The following is a 25359-nucleotide window of genomic DNA, read 5'->3' as shown; positions in this document are numbered from 1 at the left end:
CAGAGGATAAACCATGAAGTCAGATAATGAAAAACAAATAGATATCGTCATTGCTTGGGTAGATGGTGATGATCCAGCGCTTAAACAAAAAAGAGCACAGTATCAAAAAACAACGAGCGCTGCCTCTGACGCCGTCAGCTCAACACGATTCGCTAGTAATGATGAGATTTATTACAACATTGCTTCTATCTTAAAATACGTTCCTTTTTGTCGCTATATTTATGTGGTTACAGACCAACAGCAGCCAGCACTTATCTCTGAATTTGCCAATAAAGGTATTTGTGCTAAAGATAAAATACGTATTGTCGATCATAAAGAAATATTTTCTGGATATGAGCAATTTCTGCCGACCTTCAATACCAGATCTATTGAGACCATGCTATGGAATATCTCAGGTTTATCTGACTACTTTATATACATGAATGATGATTTTTTCTTTAATCAGCCTGCGATTCAGGAAGACTTTTTAGACAATGACAATATTATTATTTATGGACATTGGAGAAAAAGCGCTCTCTTACAAGCCAAGCTAAATTATCGGAAATCTCTACAAAAATTATCGGGTAAAGCTGTTCAACCCAAACATACCGTTGCTCAGATGTTAAGTGCTAAAACGCTTGGGATGAATCAGTTTTTTGAGGTTCACCATTATCCACATGTCGTTGATAAGAATGTTTTAAAGAGCTATCTACTAGACAACCCTCAGTTGCTGAACGAGCAGATTAGGTATAAATTTAGAGACGTGGCTCAAATAAATCCTATTACACTAATGAATCATTTAAAGATTCAGAAGAACGAAACCTCTCTTAAACCACCGATATCCGTTAACTACCTCAAAAATGAAAGTAGTGTTGAAGGTTTTTTAGCTGATTTGCACAAAGAATCAATCAAATATGGCTGCATACAAAGCTTAGACTTACTCGATTCAGGCTCATGCAAAAAAATTAGCGATGCTATGATTCATAAATTTTCAGCGTATCTGCCGCCATCACTATTACAAGCTGCTAACTAATAAATGCTAGGGCGTGTCATCAATTAGATTGTGAGGCTTAAAATGAGAAAAATTGTAGATAAACGAGGAAGAAATTGCCGTTAATATGAACATATTGACAAAATTACTGACGATGTTTAGCAAAATTTATCCATTTTAAGGCCACTAAATGTATTAATGTGCTAATTGATGACACGCCCTAGATAACAGTCGATAAAATAATAAACAAAATATAATATTGGGATTTTTATGAAAATAACAGTGGTAGGTACAGGCTATGTCGGTTTATCTAATGCTATGTTGCTTGCTCAGCACAATGACGTTGTAGCTGTTGATATCATCGCTGAAAGAGTCGAGCTGCTTAATGCAAAGCAGTCGCCTATTGAAGACACAGAGATTGAAGATTTTTTACTGAATAAAAATATCAACTTTACCGCTACGTTAGATGCTAAATCTGCTTATAAAGATGCTGATTTCATTATCGTTGCCACTCCTACTGATTATGACTCAAAAACCAATTACTTTAATACCAAAAGTGTAGAGAATGTCATTGAGGAAGTGCTTAGTGTCAATGAAACTGCGTTAATCATCATAAAATCTACCGTCCCTGTTGGATACACCAACGAAGTTAAAGAACGTTTTTCAACAGATAATATTGTATTTTCTCCTGAGTTTTTGCGAGAAGGTAAAGCGCTCTATGACAACCTTTATCCTTCTAGAATCATCGTTGGTGAGCAATCTGAACGTGCCAAGCAATTTGCAAACTTACTTCTTGAAGGCGCCGTAAAAAAAGAAGTCCCTCAGCTGTTTACAGAATCTACTGAAGCTGAAGCCATTAAGTTATTTTCTAACACCTATCTAGCGATGCGTGTTGCCTATTTTAATGAGCTAGATACTTACGCCCAGACCTTTGGACTGGATACCAAGCAAATTATAGAAGGCATTGGCTTAGATCCTCGTATTGGCAACCACTATAATAACCCATCATTTGGCTATGGCGGCTACTGCCTACCAAAAGACACCAAACAGCTATTGGCAAATTATGATGAGGTGCCAAGCAATCTTATTAGAGCCATCGTTGACTCAAATAGTACCCGTAAAGATTTCATTGCGGATAAAATCATCGAAAGAAAGCCCAGAATTGTGGGTATTCATCGACTGGTTATGAAAAGTGGCTCAGACAATTTTAGAGCGTCTGCTATTCAAGGCATCATGAAGCGTATTAAAGCAAAGGGTATCGAAGTCGTTGTTTACGAACCTGTATTGAAAGAAAGCAACTTCTTTAACTCGCGAGTTATTCAAGATTTAGAAGCATTCAAATCAATGAGTGACGTCATTGTAGCAAACCGCCTATCTACTGATATAGAAGATGTAGCGGATAAAGTATTCACAAGAGACTTATTCGGGAGCGACTGATGAATATATTAGTCACTGGTGCGGCAGGTTTTATCGGTTTTCACTTAATCAAGGCGCTCTTAAAAATAGAGTCGACTGATCAAAACCATTTCATCGTTGGTATCGATAACATCAACGATTATTATGACGTCAATCTAAAAGCAGAACGTCTAAAAATATTAAGTGACTTATCAGAGCCAGAAAATTTTACATTCATTAAATTGGATCTTGCTGATCGCGAAGCCATATCTGGACTTTTTTCAACCTATCAATTCGATACGGTTATTAATTTGGGTGCACAAGCAGGTGTCCGCTACTCTATAGAAAACCCACACGCCTATGTTGATTCAAATGTGGTTGGGTTTGTGAACATCCTCGAAGGCTGTCGTCACCATGCTATCAAGCATCTGATCTATGCAAGCTCTAGCTCTGTCTATGGTATGAACATCAAGCAGCCATTTACAACTTCTGACTGTGTTGATTTCCCTATTAGCTTGTATGCTGCCACAAAAAAATCAAATGAGCTCATGGCACACAGCTATAGTCACCTATATAACATTCCAACGACAGGACTACGGTTCTTTACGGTTTATGGCCCTTACGGTCGACCTGATATGGCATATTTCTCTTTTACTAAAAGAATACTGGCTGGCGACCCAATTGACGTCTTCAACAATGGCGATATGCAGCGTGATTTCACTTATATTGATGACATCGTAAAAGGTGTCATTCGAATAATAGACAAAGTTCCCTCTCCCCAACATTCCACTATCACTACAACATCAGCCCCTTATAAGATTTATAATATTGGCAATAATCAACCTGTAACTTTACGCCGTTTTATCACTGCTATTGAAAGCGCTTGTGGCAAAAAAGCTCAAGAGAACTTGTTACCTATGCAAGCAGGCGATGTACCGATCACTTACGCAGATATAGACGGCTTGGTAGATGATATTGATTTTAAACCTGAGACTAGCATCGAAGATGGGATTGAAAAGTTTGTCACTTGGTATAAACAATATTATTCAGTATGATTAGGGATCTTTCACAAACAATGTAGGCACCTATGTTTCGGACATTTAAGCTCTAATCGCATCATACCTTTTTAAAGGATTTTAGTGACATGACCACATCTACAAACTGGCAAAGAAAACTGCTATTAATATTTCGAAGTGAAAAAAGATTGAATGCGGGTAAAGTTTTTAAAAATTATGATGGCAAAAGCTTTGATGAGATGAAAGCAATAACCATTACTGAAGCATTGTGCGATATTGAATCGCTAACAGATGAGCGTAAAAGTACAGACTTAGAGATCCATTTAAATAACCTAAAGCATCAATCGTTGGGTGAGTCTGAGCTCTGTTTTTATCACAATACGCTTGTTATATTGATGCGTCGCAAATACAAAACAGATAAAACCTTTGCTGAATTTGAGAGACTTTGGAAGGCAGAAAGCGATTATTTATTAGAGCATCTCTCATTACGTTGGATAGTTTCTGCTTGCGATACTTTCATCGACTATTCAGATGATACTAATAGAGCTGCAATCCTGATGAACGTCATTACTCTAATGAATACGTTGAGAGTGCATGAAACTAGAAGTTTTTTACAGTTAAGTGCTAAGGCTGAACCTATGCCACTACTGGATGAAAAAACTGATCAACTTTATGCTGGGGATTTACCCTTATATGACGGGCTTACCTATTTTCGTATAGGTACAGACGATAGCTTAAGAAATATGCGCAAACGCTATAGTAAATTCCTTAAAGTCGACAAATTAGCGACAACTATACTATTGGCTGTATTCGAAAAACTACAAAATAATCAAAGTGCGTTTGCCACGCTACGGCAATTACACAGAGATGATTGGTCTAAATGGTGGTGGGATTAAGCTTTCTCACCTGCATTCTCACAATTAGAAGCGAACTCAATATATTTTTTGGCTATCGTGATAGGTAGCAATGCCTCATTAAATTCAGAATGAAATTGCTCTGAATTTTTCATTGCTAAGCTTAATTTAGCAGCAATAGCATCTATATCTCTCATTGGCATTAAGTTGTTTTGAGGCAATAGCTCACTGGGGCCAGACTGACAATCGGTGCTGATAACTGGTGTTCCCAAAACTAAAGACTCTGCAATCACCAAAGCAAAGCCTTCCCAGTCTGAAGTTAATATCTTAAATTTTGCATGCTTTATATAAGGAAAAGGATTTTCTAAAAAACCTAAGAAAACCACCTTGTCTTCCAAATTGAGTTCTACTACCAATTGCTCTATATCATTCTTAAGTTTACCTTTACCTAAAAGCAATAAAGGTAGAGACTGATCTGTTTTAGCATAAGCTCTTAGCAGTACATCATGACGTTTTGCCTCTTTAAAGCTACCCACATGAATAATATAATTCTGATATTCAGGAACGAATGCATTAGCTAGCTCTAAGATACAATCTCTGTCTATTGGATTATGAATGGTTGCAGTTGGTGTTATATCGCCAAAAATTTCTATAAAGTCTTTTTGAACACCCTCACTAACACATATGCAGCTATTCTTTGAGTAAATGTCAGAAAACGCTAGTTTTTTCTGCTCATCATCTAAATTTTTGAACTTGTATGATAATGATAGCGTAGTGTGAATCACATAGATAATATTGAGCATTTTGCTGTGGCTAAGAATACTGTCCGCACGATCAAGGTTTGATAGGATAATATCCGGCTGACCAATTTTCTTTGAGACATATCTATCAACCACACCTGAAACAAATTTGTCACGGCGCTCTAGTTTTGGTATGAGTTTATATTTCTTAAAGTTAATTAAATGATAAATAAGGTTCGGATTAAGGTCATACTCTACCCGAGGCTTGAATCTTAAAACATGTACTTCATATCCCAACTCATAAAAGCCCTGCCCTAATGTAAGTACAACACGCTCAGCGCCACCACCTTGTAGGCAGTTGATGACTAAAAGTATTTTTTTCTTATTTTCTCTGGGTAAATTATTGCTTATGCTCGTGGCATTATTAGTCATTTTAAACTTTCTTAAAAGTGAGTATTTTGAGTATAAAGAGGATTTGACAGTATCACTTTATGACATCTAGTCTTTGAGAGAATTCTAGATATTTCTCAGCTATTTTAACTGGAAGCAGTGATTCGTCAAACGGGGCATGGAACTGTTGTGGGTTGCTCATGGCCTGACGCATTTTTTCGGCAATGGCTTCAATATCTCCCATCGGCATCAAGTTGCTTTCAGGTAGCAGCTCACTCGGGCCTGACGGACAGTTGGTGCTTATAACTGGCGTACCTAGCACTAAAGCTTCAGCAATAACTAAAGCAAAGCCTTCCCAGTCAGAAGTCAGTACCTTAAATTGTGCATGTTTGATATAAGGAAAAGGATTTTCGTGAAAGCCTAAAAACACCACCTTATTTTCTAGTTTTAACGCTGTGACTAAATTCTCTATCTCATTTTTATGCTTGCCTTGGCCTAAGAGCAACAATGGCATAGATTGATCAGTCTTTGCGTAGGCTTTTACCAATACATCGTGACGCTTCGCATCTTTAAAACTTCCTACATGTATTATATAGTTCTGATATTCAGGAACAAAAGCATTGGCCTGTTTTTGGATATTGTCTCTATCAATTGGATTGTGGATGGCCGCCGTTGGTGTGATATTGCCAAAGCTTTTGACAAAATCCTTTTCAGCACCCTCACTCACACATACACAAGGATGTTTAGAATAAATCTCGACCATTTTTCTTTTTAATTGCTCAGCATCTTGATTTTTATTGAATTTGTAGAGCAGCGATACGGTGTTATGAATAATATAAGTGATATTCGGTAGCTTACTATTACTCAAGATACTATCCGCACGATCAAGATTAGAAAGTATCATGTCAGGCTGACCGATATTTTGTGAAACATACTTATCGACAGAACGCGCAAAAAGCTTATCACGCCTTTCAGATCCTGGTATGAGCTTGTAAGGTTTAAATTTGAGCACATGATAATGAAGGTCTGGGCTCAACTCATACTCTACCAAGGGTTTGAATCTTAGAACATGTACTTCGTAGCCCAATTCATAAAACCCTTGACCTAACGTCAATACCACACGCTCCGCACCGCCGCCTTGTAAGCAATTAATAACAAGTAACACTATTTTTTTGTGCTGTTTCATAAACTACGACCTATCGAGTGATATCTTTATTCACTTAAAGAAACTTATAATTATTTGATCGAAAAATCAGCGCTTAAAGAGTCTCGAAAACAGTGATTTGGAAGCACTCGGACGAGTGACTTTGTTACCAGTGTAGCCTTGTTGAGATTTTTTTGGAAAACTACCGAAAGGTTCAATTCGATAACTGTCTAAATGATATCCAGCGGCAAGCGCTTCATGATAATACTTATCAAAAAGGTCGACCAAATCTTGTCTTGGATGTGGCATTATTTCACCATCGAACCAATGCTCGAACCCTTCCTCACTCACTCTGGGTAACGAGTATTTGTGACTGAACTGCGTTCCCATATCCGAGTAATGCAAGACTTTGATTTCCTCTATCGCTAAGTCTTCACCATCTATACAGTTATAGCTATTTTGATAAGACTCAATCAGCTGAGTATTTTTCTTAAATACCGCCATCATTTCTTTGTGGCTTTTAGGATCTTTTTTGAGTTTCTCGATAGTTAAAATAACATATTCTGCAGCTTCACAATCCCAAACGCAAGTACATAGTCGAGTCATATCAGCATTCGTTTTAGCTGCTACTACGGCCTGTCCTTCGATAGGATGTTGCCATAATTTTGCCAAATCATCTAAAACAACGACATCAGCATCCATATAGATCGCACGTCCAGAATAATTGCAATACTCTGGAATCGCCCATCTAAAACCTGAAAAAGGCGTTGACCACTTGGTGGTATCCCAGCCTTTACCAGTCTCAGGGTTAGAATACCAATAACTATCAGGGTCACGTGAGAGCTGCATCCACACTATTTCTACTGGTACACTGGTATGTTTGTGGATACTATAATCTAGAACCATCATCTGCTCTAGATCACAGTTGTTTGGGTCACAGCCCACAAAGACTCTAATGGTATCGTTTGTTTTCATAGTTCTATCCGTTCACTAAAAAATACTCTAGCCTTAGTTATTTACAAGGCTATAAAACATCAGTTTTAATTACGTCTAATGTGATAATACTCAGATATAGAGCTAAGCCTATTCCTTCCAGTATTTCTCAATCCAAGTTACTGGCAAGATAAAGTGACGTAAATGTCGTAAAGGGCGTTTCAAGTTTTTGGGCTCAGTAATTCTTTTCAAATGATCTTTAGCATTATTAGCCGCATTTTTATTATACATGCCATCAATTGCATGCGTAGGGTATAAATCACCAGGGAAAATAACCAAACGAGCACCTTTAGGAATCTTTGGCTCTTTAAAATAATTGAACGGAAACGGCTGACGACATTTACGTCTAAAGTGCGCCACCCATGCCTTTGGAAACAGCTTTACACCACCGGGTGCGTTACGTGTGACAAAACGCTGCTCAAAACGATACTCATCAGCGATACCTTGTGGATCTGCCTTGAATTTTTCTTGTAGTGAAACAAGCGAACCTATCTGGAATCTGAAACAAGAAGTTTGTCCCAAACGCTCTAGTGGGTTGCTCGGGTTATAAGATAAAATAACATCGTCCGGCTTGCCATACTCAAAGAAAGGATCGAGGCTATCGACGATAATCACATCCAAGTCTACAAACAGTACTGTACCGGTTAAATCGCCAAGCTTTTCACCCCATAAACGAGATTTTGGCCACTTACCTAGTGTATTGGTTGGCATAGTGACATCTAACGGCGGCAATGCTTGACATTCGATTTCTGGACGCACATCGGTTATATCATCTGTAAAGCAAACAAAACGAAATGGCGGCGTAATATTACGAGACACCATGCCATATAGTTTGTTGGCATAATCAGCCCCGTACTTTGTACCCCATTTAATACAAATGATTTGTTTGATATTTTTATTATCTGCTGTATTAGAATCTATTGGCATTGGCTGCTCACTTTAACGATATGAATAAATATGATGGCTATATTAGCATAAAAAAAAGACTGAACAATTACGTTCAGCCTTTTTTAGTTTTTCAAAGTAACTGCATTGTTAATCAATAAAGCTTAACCAATCCATATATTGCTCATTGCGACCGTGTACTACATCAAAGTATAAAGTTTGTAGCTTTTCAGTCAAAGGCCCGCGGCCACCGTTACCAACCGTGCGATCATCATATTCGCGAATAGGCGTCACTTCAGCAGCAGTACCTGTCATAAATATCTCATCCGCTAAGTAAAACTCATCGCGAGTAATACGGCGTTCAACCACTTTGATACCTAGGTCATCAGCGAACTGAATGATAGTACGGCGAGTGATACCATCTAACGCACCACCAGCGAGATCCGGAGTATGCAATACGCCATCTTTTACTAAGAACAAGTTCTCGCCTGCACCTTGGCAAACATAGCCTTGTGAATCCATCAAGATAGCTTCGTCATAACCATTACGAGTGACTTCTTGATTGGCCATGATAGACACTGGATAGTTACTTGATGCTTTAGCCTTACACATCGTCACATTGGTCATATGATGTGTGAATGAAGACGTTTTCACACGGATACCGTTTTTGATACCTTCGTCACCAAGATACGCACCCCAATGCCAAGCAGCAACCATCGCATTGATACTATTGTCACGCGAAGACAGACCTAGCTTTTCTGCACCGACCCAAATTAATGGACGGATATAAGCTTCTGCCAAGTTGTTCTGTTTAACCACATCTTTATGCGCTTGCTCTAGAGTCGCTGCATCGAACGGTACGTCCATTTGAAAGATTTTTGCAGAGCCTAACAAGCGCTCGGTATGCTCTTTTAGACGAAAAATAGCAGTACGATTATCAGCAGTTTGGTAAGCACGCACACCTTCAAATACAGCCATGCCATAATGCAAACTGTGAGTCAGTACGTGAACTTTAGCATCTGGCTGCTCAATCATTGTGCCATTCATCCAAAGCTTACCGTCTTGTGTTGCCATGTTCATTTTGTAGTCCTTATGCTAGCGCTAACGTCTAACTTTTTTAGGTAAATTATATTTCATAGTATTTATTGACATCATATGATAACACCACTGCGTCAAATTTCATTGCTAAAATTCAGCATTATTGTCACTAATAAATGATGAATAATCGCCAGTCGTATTACGATGTGTGACCGATTATATCACTGGCAGTCCTAGCAAATGAACTCTTTTGGTTTGGACCTAGTAGGCTATTATTTATAGTTAAAAAACTGGAGATTCATACTACTCTTCATCTGCTGTATCTACACCCATCAAATGCTTCCATTGGTCTTGTACCAATGCCCGTGTTTCTTTCCATAATGACTCGTCAACCAACAATGATTGCTCTGACAATGCCAGTTGATGGGTAGCTGCACGAATTCTTAGATAAGCATCTGTCAAATCTTGACAGACTTGCGCCTCCCAAATGCCAAGTAAGGCAACTTCCTCGAAGATACGGACGTTGTCACTCCATTTGGTCAAACTTGGATGCTCGTGCGAGTAAGCCAATACCGCAAATTGTGCTAAAAACTCAATATCGATTATTCCGCCCGCATCTTGTTTGAGATGGAACTTACCAGATTTCTGCTGCCATTGATTGGTTCCTAGATGCTTTTGCATCTTGATACGCATACTGGTGACTTCCGTTCGTACCTGCTCTAGCGTACGCGGCAATGCTAGTACATTTCGGCGAATATCACAAAAGCGTGCTGTGACTCGTTTATCGCCACAAATCGCCCGCGCGCGCACCAATGCTTGATGCTCCCATGACCAGGCTTTATCTAGTTGGTACGTCTCAAAAGCGTCACATGACACCACCATCATGCCTGCATTACCTGATGGGCGCAGACGCATATCAATCTCGTAAGCACGGCCATCTCGAGTTTGGGTATTGAGATAGTTCATTAATTTTTGTACCAAGCGCGCGGCAAACTTCATTCCACTGACAGACTTTTCGCCCGTGGTCATGCCCTGCTCTTTTATCTTGTGTAAAAACACCAAATCCAAGTCAGAAGAATACGACAGCTCCAGCCCACCAAGCTTGCCGTAACCAATAATAGCAAAGCCACAATCAGCTTCAGTTACAGGATCTCCATCTTGGCCAATAGGATAACCATAACGCCTGACAATCTCTGCAAATGCCCGCTCTAACACCGCTTCTAGTACCACCGCAGCGATATAAGTTAAGGAGTCCGACACTTTCATAATCGGACGCGCAGCTAATATATCACTAGCCGCTACTGCCAGTATCTGGTTCTTTTTAAACAGCCGCACAACGCTGAGCAGCTTCTCTTCGTCATTAGGCTCTACGCGTAGTAATTGTTGACGTAAAATGTCACGCAGCTCACGCTTATCAGGTAGATGGTGATAGCGCTGCTGTAAAAAAGTATCTAGCAGTACAGGATAATGCGCTAGCTCTTTTGCAATCCAAGGACTGGCTGACAGCATTGGAATCAGCTCAATCGTGGCATTGGGGTTTTCTGCAATCATCACTAAGTAGATGGAACGACGACAAATCGCTTCGAGTAACGAGATAAGACGAGGCAATGCCGTATTAGCAAGTTGCTGCTGGTCTTGATGTGCCAACAGCGCGTGGACGATGACAGGATACGCATCATCTAAACGTTCTCGGGCTTCATCACTTAAATTGGCAACCAGTTTTGACTGCCAAAAATTCTCTAATAGATCTCGGTTTTTTTCTGTGAGTACGTTGTCCAATCGTGCAATCTGCTCATCAAGATCTTTTGGCTCGAGGCTAGCATCTTCTTGATCCGGTACTTGACGTTCGGTGACCATGCGCTCGAATGGGACATTTACATTATTTCGATGCTGATTGAGTGTGCTGAGTAGCGCAGCCCAATCCTCAAATCCAAGGGTGATAGCCAGATTATATTGCCACTGCGTATCATGTGGTAAGCGCTGGGTCTGCTGATCGTTAATCGCCTGAATCGCATGTTCAAGCCGGCGCAAAAATCGATAGGCAGCTTGCAGTTGCTTATAGGTCGAAAGCTCTAGATATTTAAGTTGATATAGCACCTTCATCGCGTCCAGACAGGATTTGATCTGTAGCTGAGGATGCCTACCGCCATAAATCAATTGAAACGCTTGTACGATGAATTCAATATCTCTGATACCACCTGCACCAAGCTTGATATTGTCTAAATCCTCACGCTGTGCCACTTGGTTTTGAATAAGAGACTTCATTTCTCTCAATGCTGAAAAAGCACTGTAGTCGACATAGTAGCGAAAGACGAATGGCTTGATGAGTGCTTGTAGTTCATCATAGAACGGCTGATCCAACTGCCCAACCACACGGGCTTTTAGCCAAGCAAAACGCTCCCATGCGCGACCATGTTGAGAAAAGTATTTTTGTAGCGCCGACAAATGAATGGCCAAGTCACTACCATCGCCCCACGGACGCAGGCGCATATCAACGCGAAAGACAAAACCATCTGCTGTTTTATGATCCAATAGCTTGATAATACCTTGACCCAATCGAGTCATAAAGCGTTTGTTGTCTATGCTACGAGTGCCTTTGGCCTTATCACCATTGGTTTCACCTAGCGCCTGATGGACAAAAATCAGATCGATATCACTAGATAGATTCAGCTCGTGGGCACCAAGTTTACCCATTGCCATGATGGCCATATCATCGATTTGCACATTACCTTTGGCATCAATAAAAGTCGGCTCACCATACTGCTCAATCAAATGCTGATAGGTATAATCTTTGGCAAAAGAGATACAACCCCCTGCAAACTCAGAAAGCTCATCAGTCAACTGCTCAAGTGAGATCAGCTGTAAGGCATCTTGCCAGATCCAACGCATCATTAGCAGAGTACGCAAATCACGTAGTCCTTTCATTACCTTGGCTTCATCAGCGATCTGATAGTTCTCATCCAAAGTATAGTCTTGTATCAGATCGTCAATTTGCTGGCGCGTTAGGGTCTGATCTAATGGATAGCTGCGCAAAAAAGTTTGACATGAGACCGTACGGCTCTCCCAAATCTGATAAGCAAACTCACTCGCCGTCTGCAATACTTGCAGCTGCTCTACTGTAGGCTGACTATCTGTACCATAGGTCTCGCGTGAAGGCATAGCAGGTAACATAGGTAAATAAACTCCTTGCATGGAATGATAAGACTACGTGAACCTAGCGCATAATATTAGCGTTTTTTCTTACGAGGTAGTCACCGAATCTGACAACCATACTAATATATGCCAGTATTTATGATAAAACCACTTTTAATCACACTGACGCACTTTGCTTTTGAGCGCTTTATGGTAGCATAAACACCTTTAGCATTGATGATCGACAAGAATCCTTATGACAACCATGCCCCCTTTACTTTTGATTACCGCTGATCCCAGTCATCCACTGGGCTCTCTAGCGCTACGTTATGCTCGTGCTTATCTTAAAAGCACCTCAAACGAAGAAAAAACGAATAGCAGTAAAACGTTAAATGTCTTTTTTTATGGAGATGCTGCCCATACTGCCAACCGCTTACGCTGGCAGTCAGCAGAGCAAGTTGATTTAACCAAAGAATGGCAAAACCTTGCCGAGCAGTATCAGTTATCGCTACCCATCTGCGTCAGTACTGCTCTCAGTCGAGGGATTAGTGACATGGATAACAGCTCACGCCATCAGCTCAATGGTGACAATTTTGCAACAGGATTTTCGCTGGTCGGCCTGAGTGAGCTTGCGATGATGATGCAAGAAGACTGCCGCCTGATTCAATTTTAACAACGCATCGTTTTGAGATATTTTGGCTTGGAAGATGTGATTGCGAAAACAGCAATCGTCACGCCAGTAATCAGATTAGGATTTCACCATGAAACTATTGATTCAGTTGCACACGCCGACTGAAATGGCCAGCTATGAGGGCTGCGCGCTGGCGCTAACGCTAGCAACCTTTGGCCATGACGTACAATTATATTTGGATGCACCTGTTTTTGGCCTACTGATGCAGTCTGAATCGCGTTTGCATGGCATGATTCAGTCACTTGAGCTGTACGACATGCCAGCGGCTTGGCTGCCTGATGATGTCTTCAGTGGATGGGTTACAGGTATGCTGCCAGCAGATCTGGCGTCACAACTAACCTTGATACCAGAAGTCGTCAACTCTCAAGACTTTGAGCAGATACTGACCTTTTAACTGAGCAGATAGGAAGAACTAAATGGCAACGTTATATCAATTGCATAGTCCGATGGATACACTGAGACGCGGTATTGACGAGATGTCACGCACGTGGCGCACTGGCGATAGCATTTTACTGCTAGGCACTACCATTGCCTTTATCGACTGGTTAGATGCTTATTTGGGCGATATTGAGATTGAGGGTATTGCTGGTATTTATGCACTAGCCGATGATGTCGCGCAACTAACGACCAATACGACTCTCAAGCTTAATTTAGAGGCAAAATTGAGTAGAATATTGACAGATGACGAGTGGGTCGAGCTGACTCAAGACACACAATTTGATAAAGTCGTGACCATTGCCTTATGAATAGTAATAACGCTACTACTGCCCCTGCTATGACGTCTAGTAATATTGAAATCAGTGTTGAATTAGATCAAGACGGTCACCTGTGTGATCATACTATCTGGACACCTGATATCGCACAGCAACTGGCCGACACGTTAGACGTCCAGTTGGAAGCTGAGCATTTGCAGATTTTACAACAAGTACGTGCCTTTTTTGCTAAATTCAATCATGCGCCAGCCACGCGCCCATTGATTAAATGGCTACAAAAAACCTTACCTGAGCACGATATCAGTAATCAAAAACTACAGCAGCTATTCAAAACAGGGTTGGTCGCCCGCCATGTCAATCGCCTATCAGGCCTACCTAAACCACCCAACTGTTTGTAATGAATGATTAACTGCCATATCAAATCGCTCTTAACGTCATTCTGAACACAGCAACCTACTAAAAACACCTACTAACTATTGGGATAAATTTTTCGCTTGCTGTATTGATGCAAAGATAAGCTATCAAATACTTATATTTATCCCAATAGTACATCATTAAAGGTATAGCTCATTAGCGTGGTGCTACACCTTGATCTAAATATGGATACCTTGCTGTATATTCAGTATTTCACTAGTCAGCAAAAACCACGCTATTTGGGATCATACACCGTCAAGGTCTCATAGCCGACACTACGTCCTTCATCGCCAGCGAAGCCTTGCTGACGCCATATCTCATACAGACATATCGCAACACTGTTAGATAGGTTTAGACTGCGCGAATCAGCCAGCATAGGTAATCTTAACCAATTATCAGCGCCAATATCTTCACGTATATCATCTGCCAGACCTGCCGTTTCAGAACCAAATACCAATGCGATATTAGGTATTTTCTTAGCTGTCTGAGCATTATTCAAATTTTCACTAGCTTGCAGTCCACTAAAATCATAATCGTAAAATGGTTTGCTCAGTTTGGTGGTCAATGCTGTGACCACATGGCAATCGGCAACGTCCAATGCCTCTCTTGCGGCTGCCCAGTCATCATGTACTTGCAGATGTGCGTATTCATGATAATCCAAACCTGCACGGCGTAGCTTCTTGTCATCGAGCTCAAACCCTAAAGGTCTGACCAAGTGTAGCTGTGCCCCGCTATTGGCACACAAACGAATGATATTGCCAGTATTACTGGGCATTTTAGGGGCTACCAACACAATATGGATGGTCATACTAACTCCGTCAGTGGACAAAACTTATTATTTGTATTTATCATCGATAAGTAATCGAAAGTTACAGTTTACTGCCAATAATTACATTTTGATACTGTGCACCGTTTTTAACTTTCACTATGATGTCTGTAACGGATAAAGAGATGGTTATTACTTATAACTATCTCTTTATCTAATAAACCTTCAGTGAGTGTTAAGCGTTGCGCTTGGCATCGCTGTTATTATTTATAACAATCCATTTATTTTTTGAGGATACTATTATGAAAAAATTAATCATCGCATCTTTGACCGCTATGTTTGTACTAACTGGTTGCAACACTTTTAAAGGTCTAGGACAAGACGTATCAAGCGCTGGTAATGCTGTAACTGGTGGCGCTCAAGACGTACAAGATAAAATCTAAGGTTTGATTTTTTTAGATTTTAGAAAAGGCTTATCATTTATTTGGTAAGCCTTTTTTTATTCCTTTATTTGATGCTTATCTTACGCTACTACTTTCTTCTGAAAGGCCATAAAAATATAGTGCTATAAAAACTCTCGTAATATTTGATTGAGATAACGCTGTCCTAATTCTGTTGGCTGTAACCGCTCAGCACTGTCTGTCAATAAACCTTGAGCTACGAGCTTATCTACTGATGGTGCAATACTATTAGCGCTTAGTCCTGTTCTTTCTTGAAACAGCGACCAAGCCACCCCGCCATGTAAGCGCAGTGCATTTAGCATAAACTCACTGACCAGCTCATCACTGTCAATTTCTTGCCAGCCCACCATCTTAGGTGTGTTTTGGCTTACGATAGATTGCTCATTAGCATCTAAATGCCCTACATAGTCTTTAGGCAATCGCGACTTACTAAAACGATAAATACCAGACTGTATTAACAACTCGCTCTTTAACGTTTTATTCGTTTCTGCTGTTTCGCTAGCTTTGTGATGCATCGTCGCTTTATGACTAATTGTCACTTTGCCATGTGCACCAGCCCCAATGGCCAAATAATCCCCAAATTGCCAATAATTGACATTATGACGACACGGCTGATCGGATGCGCCTGCCCAAGCGGACACTTCATAATTGTTGTAGCCCAATTGCTGCAATAGCGCCTGACCCGCTTGTTCAATATCTGCCAAATTGTCTTCGTCTGGCAAAATAGGCTGACTACGATAAAACACGGTATTGGGCTCAATCGTCAGCTGATACCAAGAGATATGTGTCGCCCCTGCATCGTGCGCCATTTGAATATCATCCAACGCTTCGCTCATCGTTTGTTGTGGCAGCCCATGCATCAGATCGACATTGACGCGCTCAAAGCCAGCAGCGCGTGCAGCATGAATGGCAGACAGTGCTTGAGCAGGATCGTGTATGCGTCCAAGCGTGGTCAACTTATCAGCAGCAAAGCTCTGTACACCAATCGACAGACGATTGATACCGACGTCTAGGTATTGAGCAAAGGGTGCATGCTCTAGCGTGCCCGGATTGGCCTCCATGGTCACTTCTATATCATCAGCGAATGTAAAAGTATTACGCAAGCTAGTAAATAGTCGACGATACTGTGCAATCGGTAATAGCGATGGCGTGCCTCCGCCGATAAACATTGAACTAATCTCGCGCCCTTGGGCTAGTGATTGCTGCATGTTTGCATCTAGCAGCAATGCATCTACGTATTCGTCATACATCGATATCTGACTATCGATCGGTAGCTCATGCGAGTTAAAGTCACAATAGGGACATTTTTTTACACACCACGGTATATGAATATATAACGCTAGTGGAATGGTACTCACCTCTATTGCGCCCGCATTATCATTATTGAAGGCATTAATATCAGTTGAACCGTGAACAGATTGAATATTTGACATAAAAGGATTTATCTATAAATGCGTTGCTGCTGTCATTAGCAGAAAGTAGCGCTAGGATAACGCCTAAATTCAGTAAAAAAAAGACTCTCTTAAAGAAAATCCCTGCAATAACAAAACCAGTAACAAACACTCATGTTAACTACATCCTCTTATTGGCAAAATAGCTACTACTGTCGTCGGTTAACGGCTGGTGAATATTCACCACCCCCTAACAAAACCATAATAATTAACAGGATAAAAATATGGCTTACTGGTTGATGAAATCTAATCCAAAGTTTTTTGGTATTGAGGATTTGCAGCGTTTAAAAACGGATCGTTGGGATGGCGTACGTAATTATCGTGCGCGCAACTTTATGCGCGATGATATGAAAGTCGGTGACCAAGTAATTTTTTATCATTCTAGCGCCAAACCATCAGGCGTGGCTGGCATCATGACTATTAGCAAAGCGGGCTATCCTGATCCCACCCAGTTTCACCCTGAACATCGCCACTACGATCCTATTGCAACCGAAGATGAGCCACGCTGGTATATGGTAGACGTCGAATTTGAGCAGGCCTTTACTGATGTCATACCACTACTAGATCTTAAGTTTTTGCCCGCGCTTGAAGATTCATTGTTACTCAGAAAAGGCTGTCAGCAGTTGACGGTCATTCCGCTAGAGCCAAAGCATTGGCAAACGATTATGGATATGGCAGAAACGCTGGATCTCATATAAAAGGTCATGTTTTTCTTTCTTTATATTTCTTTATAGTTGTCTTGTATCCACCATCATTGCTCGCCTTTGAAACATTGACATTACAGCCCAGCTTCTTTACCATCTTATTTATTTATGACCTGTCAATCCACCCTTTGGATTGACGGGTTATTTTTATTTTAGTGCCGTCACTTTTTTTCATACTCTATTTATCTACTTAGGCAACATTATAGGCTTGCTCATATTATTTATCGGAGTATTATCGTCGGCACTATTCTCATCTCATTGTTTCGTTTTATCTCCCTGTCTCGCTATTAGTTTATTGATGGCAGGTTTTGCTCGTTCCTAATAAATACCGTAAAGAATAAAAAGTTGCTCACTATGGTTTTCCCATTATCCTTTAGAGATTTTAAAAGCTACAGCTTACGTTTAGGTGTGCTCGCACTACCTATCTTGATTACCCAATTTTGCCAAGCGGCACTTGGCGTAGTCGATGCTATTATGGCAGGTCAAGTCTCTGCGCTCGATTTGGCTGCCGTTGCCGTTGGTTCTGGTATTTGGCTGCCATTATTTTTATTAGCCACTGGTATTTTGATTGCTACCACACCGCTCATTGGTGAGGCAATTGGTCAAAACAAGCATGACCAAGTACCTCATATCACGCAGCAATCCTTATGGACTGCTGGTGTCATTGGTATTATTGGCTTTATTGTGGTTAATTTGGCCCCAAACGTACTTGGAATCATGGGGGTGCCTGAAAACATCCAGCCAATCGCTACGCAATATTTACATGGTGTCTCGTTTGGTTTCCCTGCACTGGCTGTCTATGCCGTCCTACGCAGTTATTGCGAAGCGCTTGGGCGACCTGAGCCTGTCACCGTCATTAGTATCATTGGTCTACTGGCAGATATTCCGCTTAACTATATTTTTATTCATGGTTTATTCGGCATGCCTGAGATGGGCGGCGCAGGCTGCGGTGTCGCGACAGCTTTAGTATTATGGATAAATGTACTGCTACTTGCTGCTTATACCAGCTTCACTAAGCGACAACAGTTTGCTAGCACACGGTTTTTTTATGGCTTTGCCAGTCCTAATCGTGAACAGATCAAAAAACTGCTGAAACTGGGCATTCCGATTGGTATCTCGATATTTTTTGAAGCCAGTCTATTTAGCTTAGGTGCCCTAGTTATCAGTCCCTTAGGTGAGATAGCAACAGCATCACACCAAGTAGCATTGGCGGTAACCTCGCAGCTGTTTATGATACCCATATCAGTCGCCATGGCGCTGACTATTATGATATCCAATCGTTTCGGCGAAAAAAACCTACTGGCATTACGACAAGTACAAGCCACAGGGTTGATTTGGACCGTATTGATTGCCATCACTTGTATGCTTGGCATATGGCTGTTTAGACCACAACTGGCAGCAGCATTTACTGACAATCCAGTGGTCAGAGCACAAGCCATGCACTTGCTCATCTTTGCACTGGCTTATCAGTTATTTGATGGCTGGCAAGTCAACATTGCTGGTATATTGCGCGGCATGCAAGACACGACCATACCAATGTGGGTCACGCTATTTTGCTATTGGTTAGTCGCTCTACCGCTCGGTATTTATTTGGTGCGTTTCACTGACGTTGGCGCCCAAGGGTTTTGGATGGCATTAATCACAGGGTTGTTTTTATCGTCTATTCTACTGACTCTGCGACTGCGCTATCAACAGAGACGTTTAACGGTAAAGTGGGCTTAATAGACTATCTAAATCATGTTTATCTAACATATAGTTGATCCAAACAATTTCGATACAAGGAAGCCGAGTGCAAGCTATACATTAGTATGGTTAGTGAGGATGACGATATAGCGAATTTATATGAATTTGACTATAGTATCTGGTAACCATCACTGGCGCTATATGGTCACATAGACTATGATAAATCATTGAGCATTTCTTACGCATAACATATGCATACGTCATAATATGTAAAAAATCTCAGTTAACAACTGTACATCGATTGCTCATTGACGTGAATATAGGTATCATTAGCAATTATCTGCACAATATTTAGTTACACTATTTCTCGAATTTAGTACAAGGCAAAATTAAAACTATGGATATTGAAAAAATACGCACTCTGATCGCACTCATGGAAGAAAGTGAACTGGTTAATTTGGAAATCAGCTCAGACGACGAACACATTAGTTTGACTCGTCACTATGATGCCCCTGCACCAACGATGATGGCTGCTCCTACTGCGAGCGCGGCTCCCATTGCTGCCGAAGCAAAACCTGCGGTAAAAGCTGGTAGCGTTGAGACATCACCAATGGTTGGTGTTTACTATTCAGCGCCTAGCCCTAATGACCCACCTTTCATCAAGGTTGGACAAAAGGTACAGGCTGGTGACACGCTCGGTATCATTGAAGCCATGAAAATCATGAATCCGCTTGAGGCAACTCAAAGTGGCGTCATTGACGAAATCTTAGTCGATAACTCTGAAGTAGTACAGTTTGGCCAACCTATCGTACGCTACAAAGCATAACGATAACTTTCGCCACACTTTATCTCATTATGATTGAGACCTCGTTACCATTTGGCATCTGAGTTTGAGTTATAGTGCATTAACTATAATAGCTTAGCGTCACGATGCCAAAATAACGACTCTATCAATGACTGCCGCTTCGACAAGGATGACCCCATGATAAAAAAACTGCTCATCGCCAATAGAGGTGAGATTGCCCTACGTATCGTTCGAGCGTGTAAAGCGCTTGGCATAGAGACCGTCGGTGTCTATTCCACGGCTGATGCCAACTTGATGCACCTGCGTTTTGTTGATGAGGCAATCTGTATTGGCAAACCTAATGCCAATCAAAGCTATCTTGATATCAATACTATTCTAACCGCTGCTGAAATCACTGGTGCCGATGCCATTCATCCTGGCTATGGTTTTTTATCAGAGAATGCTGAATTCGCTGAACAAGTTGAAGAAGCAGGTTTGACCTTTGTTGGTCCTAATGCTGATCATATCCGCTTAATGGGCAATAAAGTTTCTGCTATTAATGCTATGAAAAAAGCAGGTGTACCCACCGTACCTGGTTCTGTTGGTGCTGTGACACTACATAACGCTGAAGAACAAGCGCGCAATATCGGCTTTCCCCTATTGATCAAAGCAGCTTCTGGCGGTGGTGGTCGCGGTATGCGTGTCGTTGAACGCTTTGAAGAAGTGATCGGACAAGTACAAGCTGCCAAACAAGAAGCTGAGCTATGGTTTGGTGATGATACGGTCTATATGGAACGCTATCTACAAAACCCGCGCCACGTAGAAGTACAGGTACTTGGTGACGGTAACGGTAATGCTATCCATCTATATGACCGTGATTGCTCATTACAACGTCGTCATCAGAAAGTGCTAGAAGAAGCCCCTGCACCAGATATCCCTGACGACGTACGCGAGCCTATTTTAAGAGCCTGTGTCAAAGCATGCGAGCTCGTAAAATATCGCGGAGCGGGAACTTTTGAGTTTTTATTTGAAAACAACGAGTTCTTCTTTATTGAAATGAATACTCGTGTACAGGTCGAACATCCTGTGACCGAAATGATTACTGGCATTGATGTTGTCGTTGAGCAGCTTAAGATTGCAGCTGGTTATGGCTTGTCTTATCGTCAAAGCGAAATTGAAATCCAAGGCCATGCGATTGAATGTCGTATCAATGCTGAAGATGCTGCGACCTTTGTTCCTTGCCCTGGCACCGTTAGTCAATTGTTTGCGCCAAGTGGCTCAGGTGTGCGTTTTGACTCGCATCTATATCCTGGGTATGAGATACCGACTTATTATGATTCATTGATCGGTAAGCTTATTTGCCATGGCCAAACACGTCAGCAAGCGATATCTAAAACGTTGCATGCACTCGATGAATTAGTGATTGAAGGTATCAAAACCAATATACCGCTACATCGTGATGTGATTTTGGCAGATGATAACTTTGTTCATGAAGCGCAAAATATTCATTATCTAGAAAGAGAGCTTTTGACTGCGAATAAAGAAAAAGCCAAGTCATAAGTTATTCAACTGATTCAGAACCTAAAAAACCGCTACCTAAATAGATAGCGGTTTTTTTATTTGTATAAATAATAGGGTTAGGTAAAGTGCTTGATACTAGATAGCTATACTTTAATGCATATAGCCATATGTAGAAATCGATGAGCGGTGTTCAATAGCGGTGATAGGTGATAAACACCTGACCTCTATGGCAACACTTTATGAAAATTCATAAAACATTCCTTACCTTCAGGGTCTGCACACCACTGCATCTGATTACCATCGTGATTCAAAAAAGCAATCAATGCTTCGCCAGTCTGATCAACTTGATTGCCAGAGCAGTCTATTTCATTATTGTCAGAGACCGTTCTAATCGCAATGACTGGTAGCCCTTCCTCTCGGTGCGTGACCAAATAACGACTATAAGTCCGCTCTTTACCACTCACTGCCCACATCTCATTATCAGCCCCAAAATTATACAGCTCACGGCACTGATTTGGCTTTTTCGTAGATGCGCTCAATGTTGTATTCATATTAGGCTTGATATCAAAAACACGACTTTCACTTTGCGAGAAAATACCGCCCTCTGTACTAGCCATTACTTTAGGCTCGGTACTTTCTGCCTGTTGGGGAGATTTCAGCGTATCTTGCTCGGCTTTGGCTTCTTTTGTCATCGTAATTGGACTATCTAAGTCGATCTCCCATTGTCCTGCAATAGCTGGACTAATATGGGTAGTAATGGTCGGCTTAGTGATAATTTCACCATTCGCTGGCACTGAAGCCAGAATAGATGCCAATGTCACTGAAGCAAAGGATAGAGGTTCCATGATTAACCTTATGTTTATATTAATATTATAATAGTTACTATATACATTAGCGTAAGTCTTAGACACCAAAAACACAAGTAATATTATGCTATTGGTCTTAGCACGCTAAGCAGCTCAAATATAGACTGTGTTGCGGTAGCACGCTCTAAAATGGCTTTTCTTTTTCTTATGCAAAAAAATAACATCATCACTTCACTTGCTATAAATAAGCAAGAAGCGATGATGTTATTTTAAACTTAATATTTTCTGATATTAAGCAGTAGTCGCAGTACTAAGTGCCTGAGCAAAAGCGGATAGTGCGCCTTTAAGCATGGCTGACACAGTACTACTACATGTACCAATACCTGAGTACACCTCACCATCGACATTTAGCTGAATGTAAGCTGCTGCATTGGCATTGGTTTTGTTATCACGATTGGTATCGTCATCGATGCCATCACCGCTATTATGCTGCGGATTGATCGCATGTTCAGCATAATTGATAACATGTATCGACTTGCCTGTATGCTGAGCAAGACCATCGATGAATGATGACAATGGACCGTTACCCGTACCATCAATATTAATGGTTTCGCCATTCATCTGTACTTGACCATCAAAGCACACTTCACCCGCTTTATTATTGACACTATAGTCTAATAGCTCAAACTCACCTTGCTGTAGATAGGTATTTTCAAAGGCCTGTAAAATCTCGTCATTCTGCAATTCACGTGCTGCACTTTCAGCTTGCTTTTGTACCACACCGCTAAAGTCGATTTGCATCCAACGCGGCAAATTAAAGCCATAATTACGCTGCAAGATATAAGCAACTCCGCCTTTACCCGACTGACTGTTGATACGTACCACGTCTTGATAGCTACGACCAATATGTGCCGGATCAATCGGCAAATAAGCCACATCCCAAACGTTGTCTGTTTCGTCTTGATGCTTTTCATTATAGTCGAGAGATTTTTTGATAGCATCTTGATGCGAACCACTGAATGCAGTAAATACTAGCTCACCGACATAAGGATGACGTGGATGCAAAGGCAAATTATTACATTCGCTAACAACCTGAACGATTTCGCTCATATTGCTAAAGTCAAGATCCGGATCGATACCTTGGCTAAACAAGTTCATCGCCATGACCATAATATCCATATTACCGGTACGCTCGCCATTACCCAATAACGTCCCTTCGATGCGATCTGCACCAGCCAATACACCAAGCTCAGCAGCAGCAACCGCACAGCCACGGTCATTATGCGTATGCAAACTAACAATCACATGCTCACGCTGGGCAAGATGACGGCAAAAATACTCAACTTGATCAGCGAAGACGTTAGGCATAGATGCTTCAACCGTCGCTGGCAAGTTAAAGATTACTTCTTGGCCATGTTGTGGTTGCCATACTTCACAGACTGCATCACAGACTTCTACTGCATATTCAGTCTCTGTTTGGCTAAAGCTTTCTGGTGAATACTGAAAAACCCATTCTGTCTCAGGATATTTCGCGGCATATTGCTGCAATAGCTTGGCACCCGTGATAGCAATCTCTTTAATCTCGGCTTTGTCTTTGCCATAGACTTTTTCACGTTGAATCCGGCATGTTGAGTTATATACGTGGACAACAGCACGCTTCGCACCTTTCAATGATTCAAAGGTACGAGCAATCAAATGCTCACGAGCTTGTACCAAAACTTGCAAAGTCACATCGTCAGGCACATGGTTTTCTTCGATAAGTTTACGAGCGAAATCGAACTCAACTTGCGCAGCTGATGGAAAACCAATTTCAATCTCTTTAAAACCCACATCGACCAGGGTTTCAAAAAAGCGCATTTTTTGTTCGATAGTCATCGGATCAATCAGTGCTTGGTTACCATCACGCAGATCCACACTTGCCCATATCGGTGATTTCTCAATTGTTTTGCTCGGCCAAGTACGATCTGGCAACGATGGTGCAAATGCAAATGGACGATACTTTTTATAATCAAAAGTGGCATTTTTGGGTGTAACCTTTGCAGTCTTAGCGGCTACAGTGCGTGTGGCTTGGTCAGACATAATCAATCCTTAGAAAGTATGGGAATTTATGTTGTAGCTAAATGGTTGATGACTAGGTCAATCTTTCTCATACGAGATAACCAATGTTTCTGTCATTATAATATCAAAGTTTGTAAGATAGAAACCGGCTTTCTTCTATTAAATTTTAGATTTTTTTAGTGGAAAAGTTTATATTGATAAGTATAATTAGATGAATCCACTAATAAGGTCATAAATTATGCCAAGTAGTCCTTTTGATAGCACATCTTTGGCTGACATAGATGAGATCGATAGACAATTATTACGCTTATTACAGACTCAGGCACGCATGAGCATCACAGAGCTTGCTGAGCACGTGAACCTTTCAGCCACGCCTTGTGCTCGCCGTATCAAACGTTTAGAGGATGCTGGCGTTATCACTGGCTATTACACCAAAACAGATGCGCAAAAGCTTGGCTACCCGCTGGCCGTGTTCATTGCGATTAGTATGGATCGTCATACTGCCGAGCGTTTTGAACAGTTTGAATCCAAAATACAGAGCTTCGATGAAGTCATTAGCTGCAGCATTGTCACAGGACGTTCCGAAGACTATCTCATCAAAGTCAGAGTACGTGACATGGCGCATTATGAAGAGTTTTTATTGCACAGATTGAATCGTATCGAAGGCGTCGCGCAAGTACATACCAGTTTTGAGTTACGAGAGGTGTTTAGTCGTAGCGTGGTGTAAACAACTGCTGCTAAATTCGTGAG

The 25359-nt window shown here is 41.2% G+C and carries 24 protein-coding genes; 14 read left to right on the top strand and 10 right to left on the bottom strand.

Annotation, left to right across the window (positions count from 1 at the left end; all coding sequences use genetic code 11):
* The first annotated feature begins 13 nt into the window (after positions 1-13).
* The 4 genes from I6E83_RS05705 to I6E83_RS05690 all read left to right on the top strand — a co-directional run bounded on the left by I6E83_RS05705 (position 14) and on the right by I6E83_RS05690 (position 4277).
* Positions 14-1012 (top strand): Stealth CR1 domain-containing protein, encoded by a 999-nt coding sequence (locus tag I6E83_RS05705; protein WP_197100317.1) that lies wholly within the window; start codon positions 14-16, stop codon positions 1010-1012.
* Positions 1013-1240: 228 nt separating this feature from the next.
* Positions 1241-2407, top strand: coding sequence for a nucleotide sugar dehydrogenase (locus tag I6E83_RS05700; protein WP_197100316.1), 1167 nt, complete (start codon positions 1241-1243; stop codon positions 2405-2407).
* A complete protein-coding gene (locus I6E83_RS05695) occupies positions 2407-3420 on the top strand; it encodes an NAD-dependent epimerase (RefSeq protein WP_197100315.1) in 1014 nt (337 codons plus the stop codon). Before I6E83_RS05700 ends, I6E83_RS05695 begins: the two co-directional genes overlap by 1 nt.
* Before the next feature lie 89 nt (positions 3421-3509).
* The gene (locus tag I6E83_RS05690; protein WP_197100314.1) at positions 3510-4277 is read left to right on the top strand and encodes a hypothetical protein; all 768 of its coding nucleotides are present in this window, start codon (positions 3510-3512) and stop codon (positions 4275-4277) included.
* Here I6E83_RS05690 and I6E83_RS05685 read toward each other — a convergent pair.
* The 6 genes from I6E83_RS05685 to glnE all read right to left on the bottom strand — a co-directional run bounded on the left by I6E83_RS05685 (position 4274) and on the right by glnE (position 12596).
* The gene (locus I6E83_RS05685) at positions 4274-5407 is read right to left on the bottom strand and encodes a glycosyltransferase (protein WP_197100313.1); all 1134 of its coding nucleotides are present in this window, start codon (positions 5405-5407) and stop codon (positions 4274-4276) included. The two genes, I6E83_RS05690 and I6E83_RS05685, sit on opposite strands and share 4 nt — an antisense overlap.
* Before the next feature lie 52 nt (positions 5408-5459).
* Positions 5460-6551, bottom strand: a complete 1092-nt coding sequence (locus I6E83_RS05680; RefSeq protein ID WP_197100312.1) for a glycosyltransferase — start codon at positions 6549-6551, stop codon at positions 5460-5462.
* Between the two features lie 66 nt (positions 6552-6617).
* Positions 6618-7484: a glycosyltransferase gene (locus I6E83_RS05675; RefSeq protein WP_197100311.1), complete on the bottom strand. Its 867-nt coding sequence runs from the start codon at positions 7482-7484 to the stop codon at positions 6618-6620.
* A 108-nt stretch (positions 7485-7592) separates the two neighbouring features.
* Entirely contained in the window at positions 7593-8429 is an 837-nt protein-coding gene (locus tag I6E83_RS05670) for a glycosyl transferase (protein WP_197100310.1), read from the bottom strand.
* A 108-nt stretch (positions 8430-8537) separates the two neighbouring features.
* Entirely contained in the window at positions 8538-9467 is a 930-nt protein-coding gene (locus I6E83_RS05665; protein WP_197100309.1) for a branched-chain amino acid transaminase, read from the bottom strand.
* A gap of 261 nt (positions 9468-9728) precedes the next feature.
* Positions 9729-12596, bottom strand: a complete 2868-nt coding sequence (glnE, locus tag I6E83_RS05660; RefSeq protein ID WP_197100308.1) for a bifunctional [glutamate--ammonia ligase]-adenylyl-L-tyrosine phosphorylase/[glutamate--ammonia-ligase] adenylyltransferase — start codon at positions 12594-12596, stop codon at positions 9729-9731.
* Between the two features lie 217 nt (positions 12597-12813).
* Between glnE and tusD the strand changes: the two genes are divergently transcribed.
* The 4 genes from tusD to I6E83_RS05640 all read left to right on the top strand — a co-directional run bounded on the left by tusD (position 12814) and on the right by I6E83_RS05640 (position 14359).
* Complete coding sequence (tusD, locus tag I6E83_RS05655) at positions 12814-13230, top strand: sulfurtransferase complex subunit TusD (RefSeq protein WP_197100307.1); 417 nt, start codon at positions 12814-12816, stop codon at positions 13228-13230.
* 88 nt (positions 13231-13318) lie between these two features.
* Positions 13319-13642, top strand: coding sequence for a hypothetical protein (locus I6E83_RS05650; RefSeq protein WP_110922923.1), 324 nt, complete (start codon positions 13319-13321; stop codon positions 13640-13642).
* A 22-nt stretch (positions 13643-13664) separates the two neighbouring features.
* Positions 13665-13994, top strand: coding sequence for a hypothetical protein (locus I6E83_RS05645; protein WP_197100306.1), 330 nt, complete (start codon positions 13665-13667; stop codon positions 13992-13994).
* 29 nt (positions 13995-14023) lie between these two features.
* Positions 14024-14359 carry a TusE/DsrC/DsvC family sulfur relay protein gene (locus I6E83_RS05640; protein WP_197100520.1) on the top strand — a complete coding sequence of 112 codons (336 nt, stop codon included), beginning with the start codon at positions 14024-14026 and terminating at the stop codon, positions 14357-14359.
* Between the two features lie 251 nt (positions 14360-14610).
* On the opposite strand, the gene I6E83_RS05635 is transcribed toward I6E83_RS05640, so the two are convergent.
* On the bottom strand, positions 14611-15183 hold the full coding sequence (locus tag I6E83_RS05635) for a tRNA (cytidine(34)-2'-O)-methyltransferase (RefSeq protein ID WP_197100305.1): 573 nt from the start codon (positions 15181-15183) through the stop codon (positions 14611-14613).
* A gap of 260 nt (positions 15184-15443) precedes the next feature.
* Here I6E83_RS05635 and I6E83_RS05630 point away from each other — a divergent pair, with 260 nt between their 5' ends.
* The gene (locus I6E83_RS05630; RefSeq protein WP_110922927.1) at positions 15444-15584 is read left to right on the top strand and encodes an entericidin A/B family lipoprotein; all 141 of its coding nucleotides are present in this window, start codon (positions 15444-15446) and stop codon (positions 15582-15584) included.
* 122 nt (positions 15585-15706) lie between these two features.
* On the opposite strand, the gene hemW is transcribed toward I6E83_RS05630, so the two are convergent.
* Positions 15707-17035 carry a radical SAM family heme chaperone HemW gene (hemW, locus tag I6E83_RS05625; protein WP_197100304.1) on the bottom strand — a complete coding sequence of 443 codons (1329 nt, stop codon included), beginning with the start codon at positions 17033-17035 and terminating at the stop codon, positions 15707-15709.
* Between the two features lie 242 nt (positions 17036-17277).
* Here hemW and I6E83_RS05620 point away from each other — a divergent pair, with 242 nt between their 5' ends.
* The 4 genes from I6E83_RS05620 to accC all read left to right on the top strand — a co-directional run bounded on the left by I6E83_RS05620 (position 17278) and on the right by accC (position 21784).
* Positions 17278-17751 (top strand): EVE domain-containing protein, encoded by a 474-nt coding sequence (locus I6E83_RS05620; protein ID WP_197100303.1) that lies wholly within the window; start codon positions 17278-17280, stop codon positions 17749-17751.
* Between the two features lie 360 nt (positions 17752-18111).
* Positions 18112-19479, top strand: coding sequence for an MATE family efflux transporter (locus tag I6E83_RS05615; protein WP_197100302.1), 1368 nt, complete (start codon positions 18112-18114; stop codon positions 19477-19479).
* Positions 19480-19837: 358 nt separating this feature from the next.
* The gene (gene accB / locus I6E83_RS05610) at positions 19838-20266 is read left to right on the top strand and encodes an acetyl-CoA carboxylase biotin carboxyl carrier protein (RefSeq protein WP_110922931.1); all 429 of its coding nucleotides are present in this window, start codon (positions 19838-19840) and stop codon (positions 20264-20266) included.
* A gap of 156 nt (positions 20267-20422) precedes the next feature.
* Positions 20423-21784, top strand: coding sequence for an acetyl-CoA carboxylase biotin carboxylase subunit (gene accC / locus I6E83_RS05605; RefSeq protein WP_110922932.1), 1362 nt, complete (start codon positions 20423-20425; stop codon positions 21782-21784).
* A gap of 185 nt (positions 21785-21969) precedes the next feature.
* Here accC and I6E83_RS05600 read toward each other — a convergent pair whose 3' ends face one another.
* Positions 21970-22590, bottom strand: a complete 621-nt coding sequence (locus tag I6E83_RS05600) for a hypothetical protein (RefSeq protein ID WP_197100301.1) — start codon at positions 22588-22590, stop codon at positions 21970-21972.
* A 252-nt stretch (positions 22591-22842) separates the two neighbouring features.
* Entirely contained in the window at positions 22843-24630 is a 1788-nt protein-coding gene (leuA, locus tag I6E83_RS05595; protein WP_197100300.1) for a 2-isopropylmalate synthase, read from the bottom strand.
* A 217-nt stretch (positions 24631-24847) separates the two neighbouring features.
* Between leuA and I6E83_RS05590 the strand changes: the two genes are divergently transcribed.
* Positions 24848-25336, top strand: coding sequence for an Lrp/AsnC family transcriptional regulator (locus tag I6E83_RS05590; protein ID WP_197100299.1), 489 nt, complete (start codon positions 24848-24850; stop codon positions 25334-25336).
* Positions 25337-25359: the final 23 nt, after the last annotated feature.

Origin of the sequence: Psychrobacter sp. SZ93C1 (genome assembly GCF_015864635.1) — a bacterium.
Classification (GTDB): domain Bacteria; phylum Pseudomonadota; class Gammaproteobacteria; order Pseudomonadales; family Moraxellaceae; genus Psychrobacter; species Psychrobacter fozii.
The sequence above is the reverse complement of the archived record's forward strand: the minus strand, read 5'-3'. Positions and strand labels throughout refer to the sequence as shown.

Bases quoted from the DNA above. Each gene is read 5' to 3' on its own strand.
- I6E83_RS05705 (WP_197100317.1), top strand. From the start codon at position 14: ATGAAGTCAGATAATGAAAAACAAATAGATATCGTCATTGCTTGGGTA.
- I6E83_RS05700 (WP_197100316.1), top strand. From the start codon at position 1,241: ATGAAAATAACAGTGGTAGGTACAGGCTATGTCGGTTTATCTAATGCT.
- I6E83_RS05695 (WP_197100315.1), top strand. From the start codon at position 2,407: ATGAATATATTAGTCACTGGTGCGGCAGGTTTTATCGGTTTTCACTTA.
- I6E83_RS05690 (WP_197100314.1), top strand. From the start codon at position 3,510: ATGACCACATCTACAAACTGGCAAAGAAAACTGCTATTAATATTTCGA.
- I6E83_RS05685 (WP_197100313.1), bottom strand. From the start codon at position 5,407: ATGACTAATAATGCCACGAGCATAAGCAATAATTTACCCAGAGAAAAT.
- I6E83_RS05680 (WP_197100312.1), bottom strand. From the start codon at position 6,551: ATGAAACAGCACAAAAAAATAGTGTTACTTGTTATTAATTGCTTACAA.
- I6E83_RS05675 (WP_197100311.1), bottom strand. From the start codon at position 7,484: ATGAAAACAAACGATACCATTAGAGTCTTTGTGGGCTGTGACCCAAAC.
- I6E83_RS05670 (WP_197100310.1), bottom strand. From the start codon at position 8,429: ATGCCAATAGATTCTAATACAGCAGATAATAAAAATATCAAACAAATC.
- I6E83_RS05665 (WP_197100309.1), bottom strand. From the start codon at position 9,467: ATGAACATGGCAACACAAGACGGTAAGCTTTGGATGAATGGCACAATG.
- glnE (WP_197100308.1), bottom strand. From the start codon at position 12,596: ATGTTACCTGCTATGCCTTCACGCGAGACCTATGGTACAGATAGTCAG.
- tusD (WP_197100307.1), top strand. From the start codon at position 12,814: ATGACAACCATGCCCCCTTTACTTTTGATTACCGCTGATCCCAGTCAT.
- I6E83_RS05650 (WP_110922923.1), top strand. From the start codon at position 13,319: ATGAAACTATTGATTCAGTTGCACACGCCGACTGAAATGGCCAGCTAT.
- I6E83_RS05645 (WP_197100306.1), top strand. From the start codon at position 13,665: ATGGCAACGTTATATCAATTGCATAGTCCGATGGATACACTGAGACGC.
- I6E83_RS05640 (WP_197100520.1), top strand. From the start codon at position 14,024: ATGACGTCTAGTAATATTGAAATCAGTGTTGAATTAGATCAAGACGGT.
- I6E83_RS05635 (WP_197100305.1), bottom strand. From the start codon at position 15,183: ATGACCATCCATATTGTGTTGGTAGCCCCTAAAATGCCCAGTAATACT.
- I6E83_RS05630 (WP_110922927.1), top strand. From the start codon at position 15,444: ATGAAAAAATTAATCATCGCATCTTTGACCGCTATGTTTGTACTAACT.
- hemW (WP_197100304.1), bottom strand. From the start codon at position 17,035: ATGTCAAATATTCAATCTGTTCACGGTTCAACTGATATTAATGCCTTC.
- I6E83_RS05620 (WP_197100303.1), top strand. From the start codon at position 17,278: ATGGCTTACTGGTTGATGAAATCTAATCCAAAGTTTTTTGGTATTGAG.
- I6E83_RS05615 (WP_197100302.1), top strand. From the start codon at position 18,112: ATGGTTTTCCCATTATCCTTTAGAGATTTTAAAAGCTACAGCTTACGT.
- accB (WP_110922931.1), top strand. From the start codon at position 19,838: ATGGATATTGAAAAAATACGCACTCTGATCGCACTCATGGAAGAAAGT.
- accC (WP_110922932.1), top strand. From the start codon at position 20,423: ATGATAAAAAAACTGCTCATCGCCAATAGAGGTGAGATTGCCCTACGT.
- I6E83_RS05600 (WP_197100301.1), bottom strand. From the start codon at position 22,590: ATGGAACCTCTATCCTTTGCTTCAGTGACATTGGCATCTATTCTGGCT.
- leuA (WP_197100300.1), bottom strand. From the start codon at position 24,630: ATGTCTGACCAAGCCACACGCACTGTAGCCGCTAAGACTGCAAAGGTT.
- I6E83_RS05590 (WP_197100299.1), top strand. From the start codon at position 24,848: ATGCCAAGTAGTCCTTTTGATAGCACATCTTTGGCTGACATAGATGAG.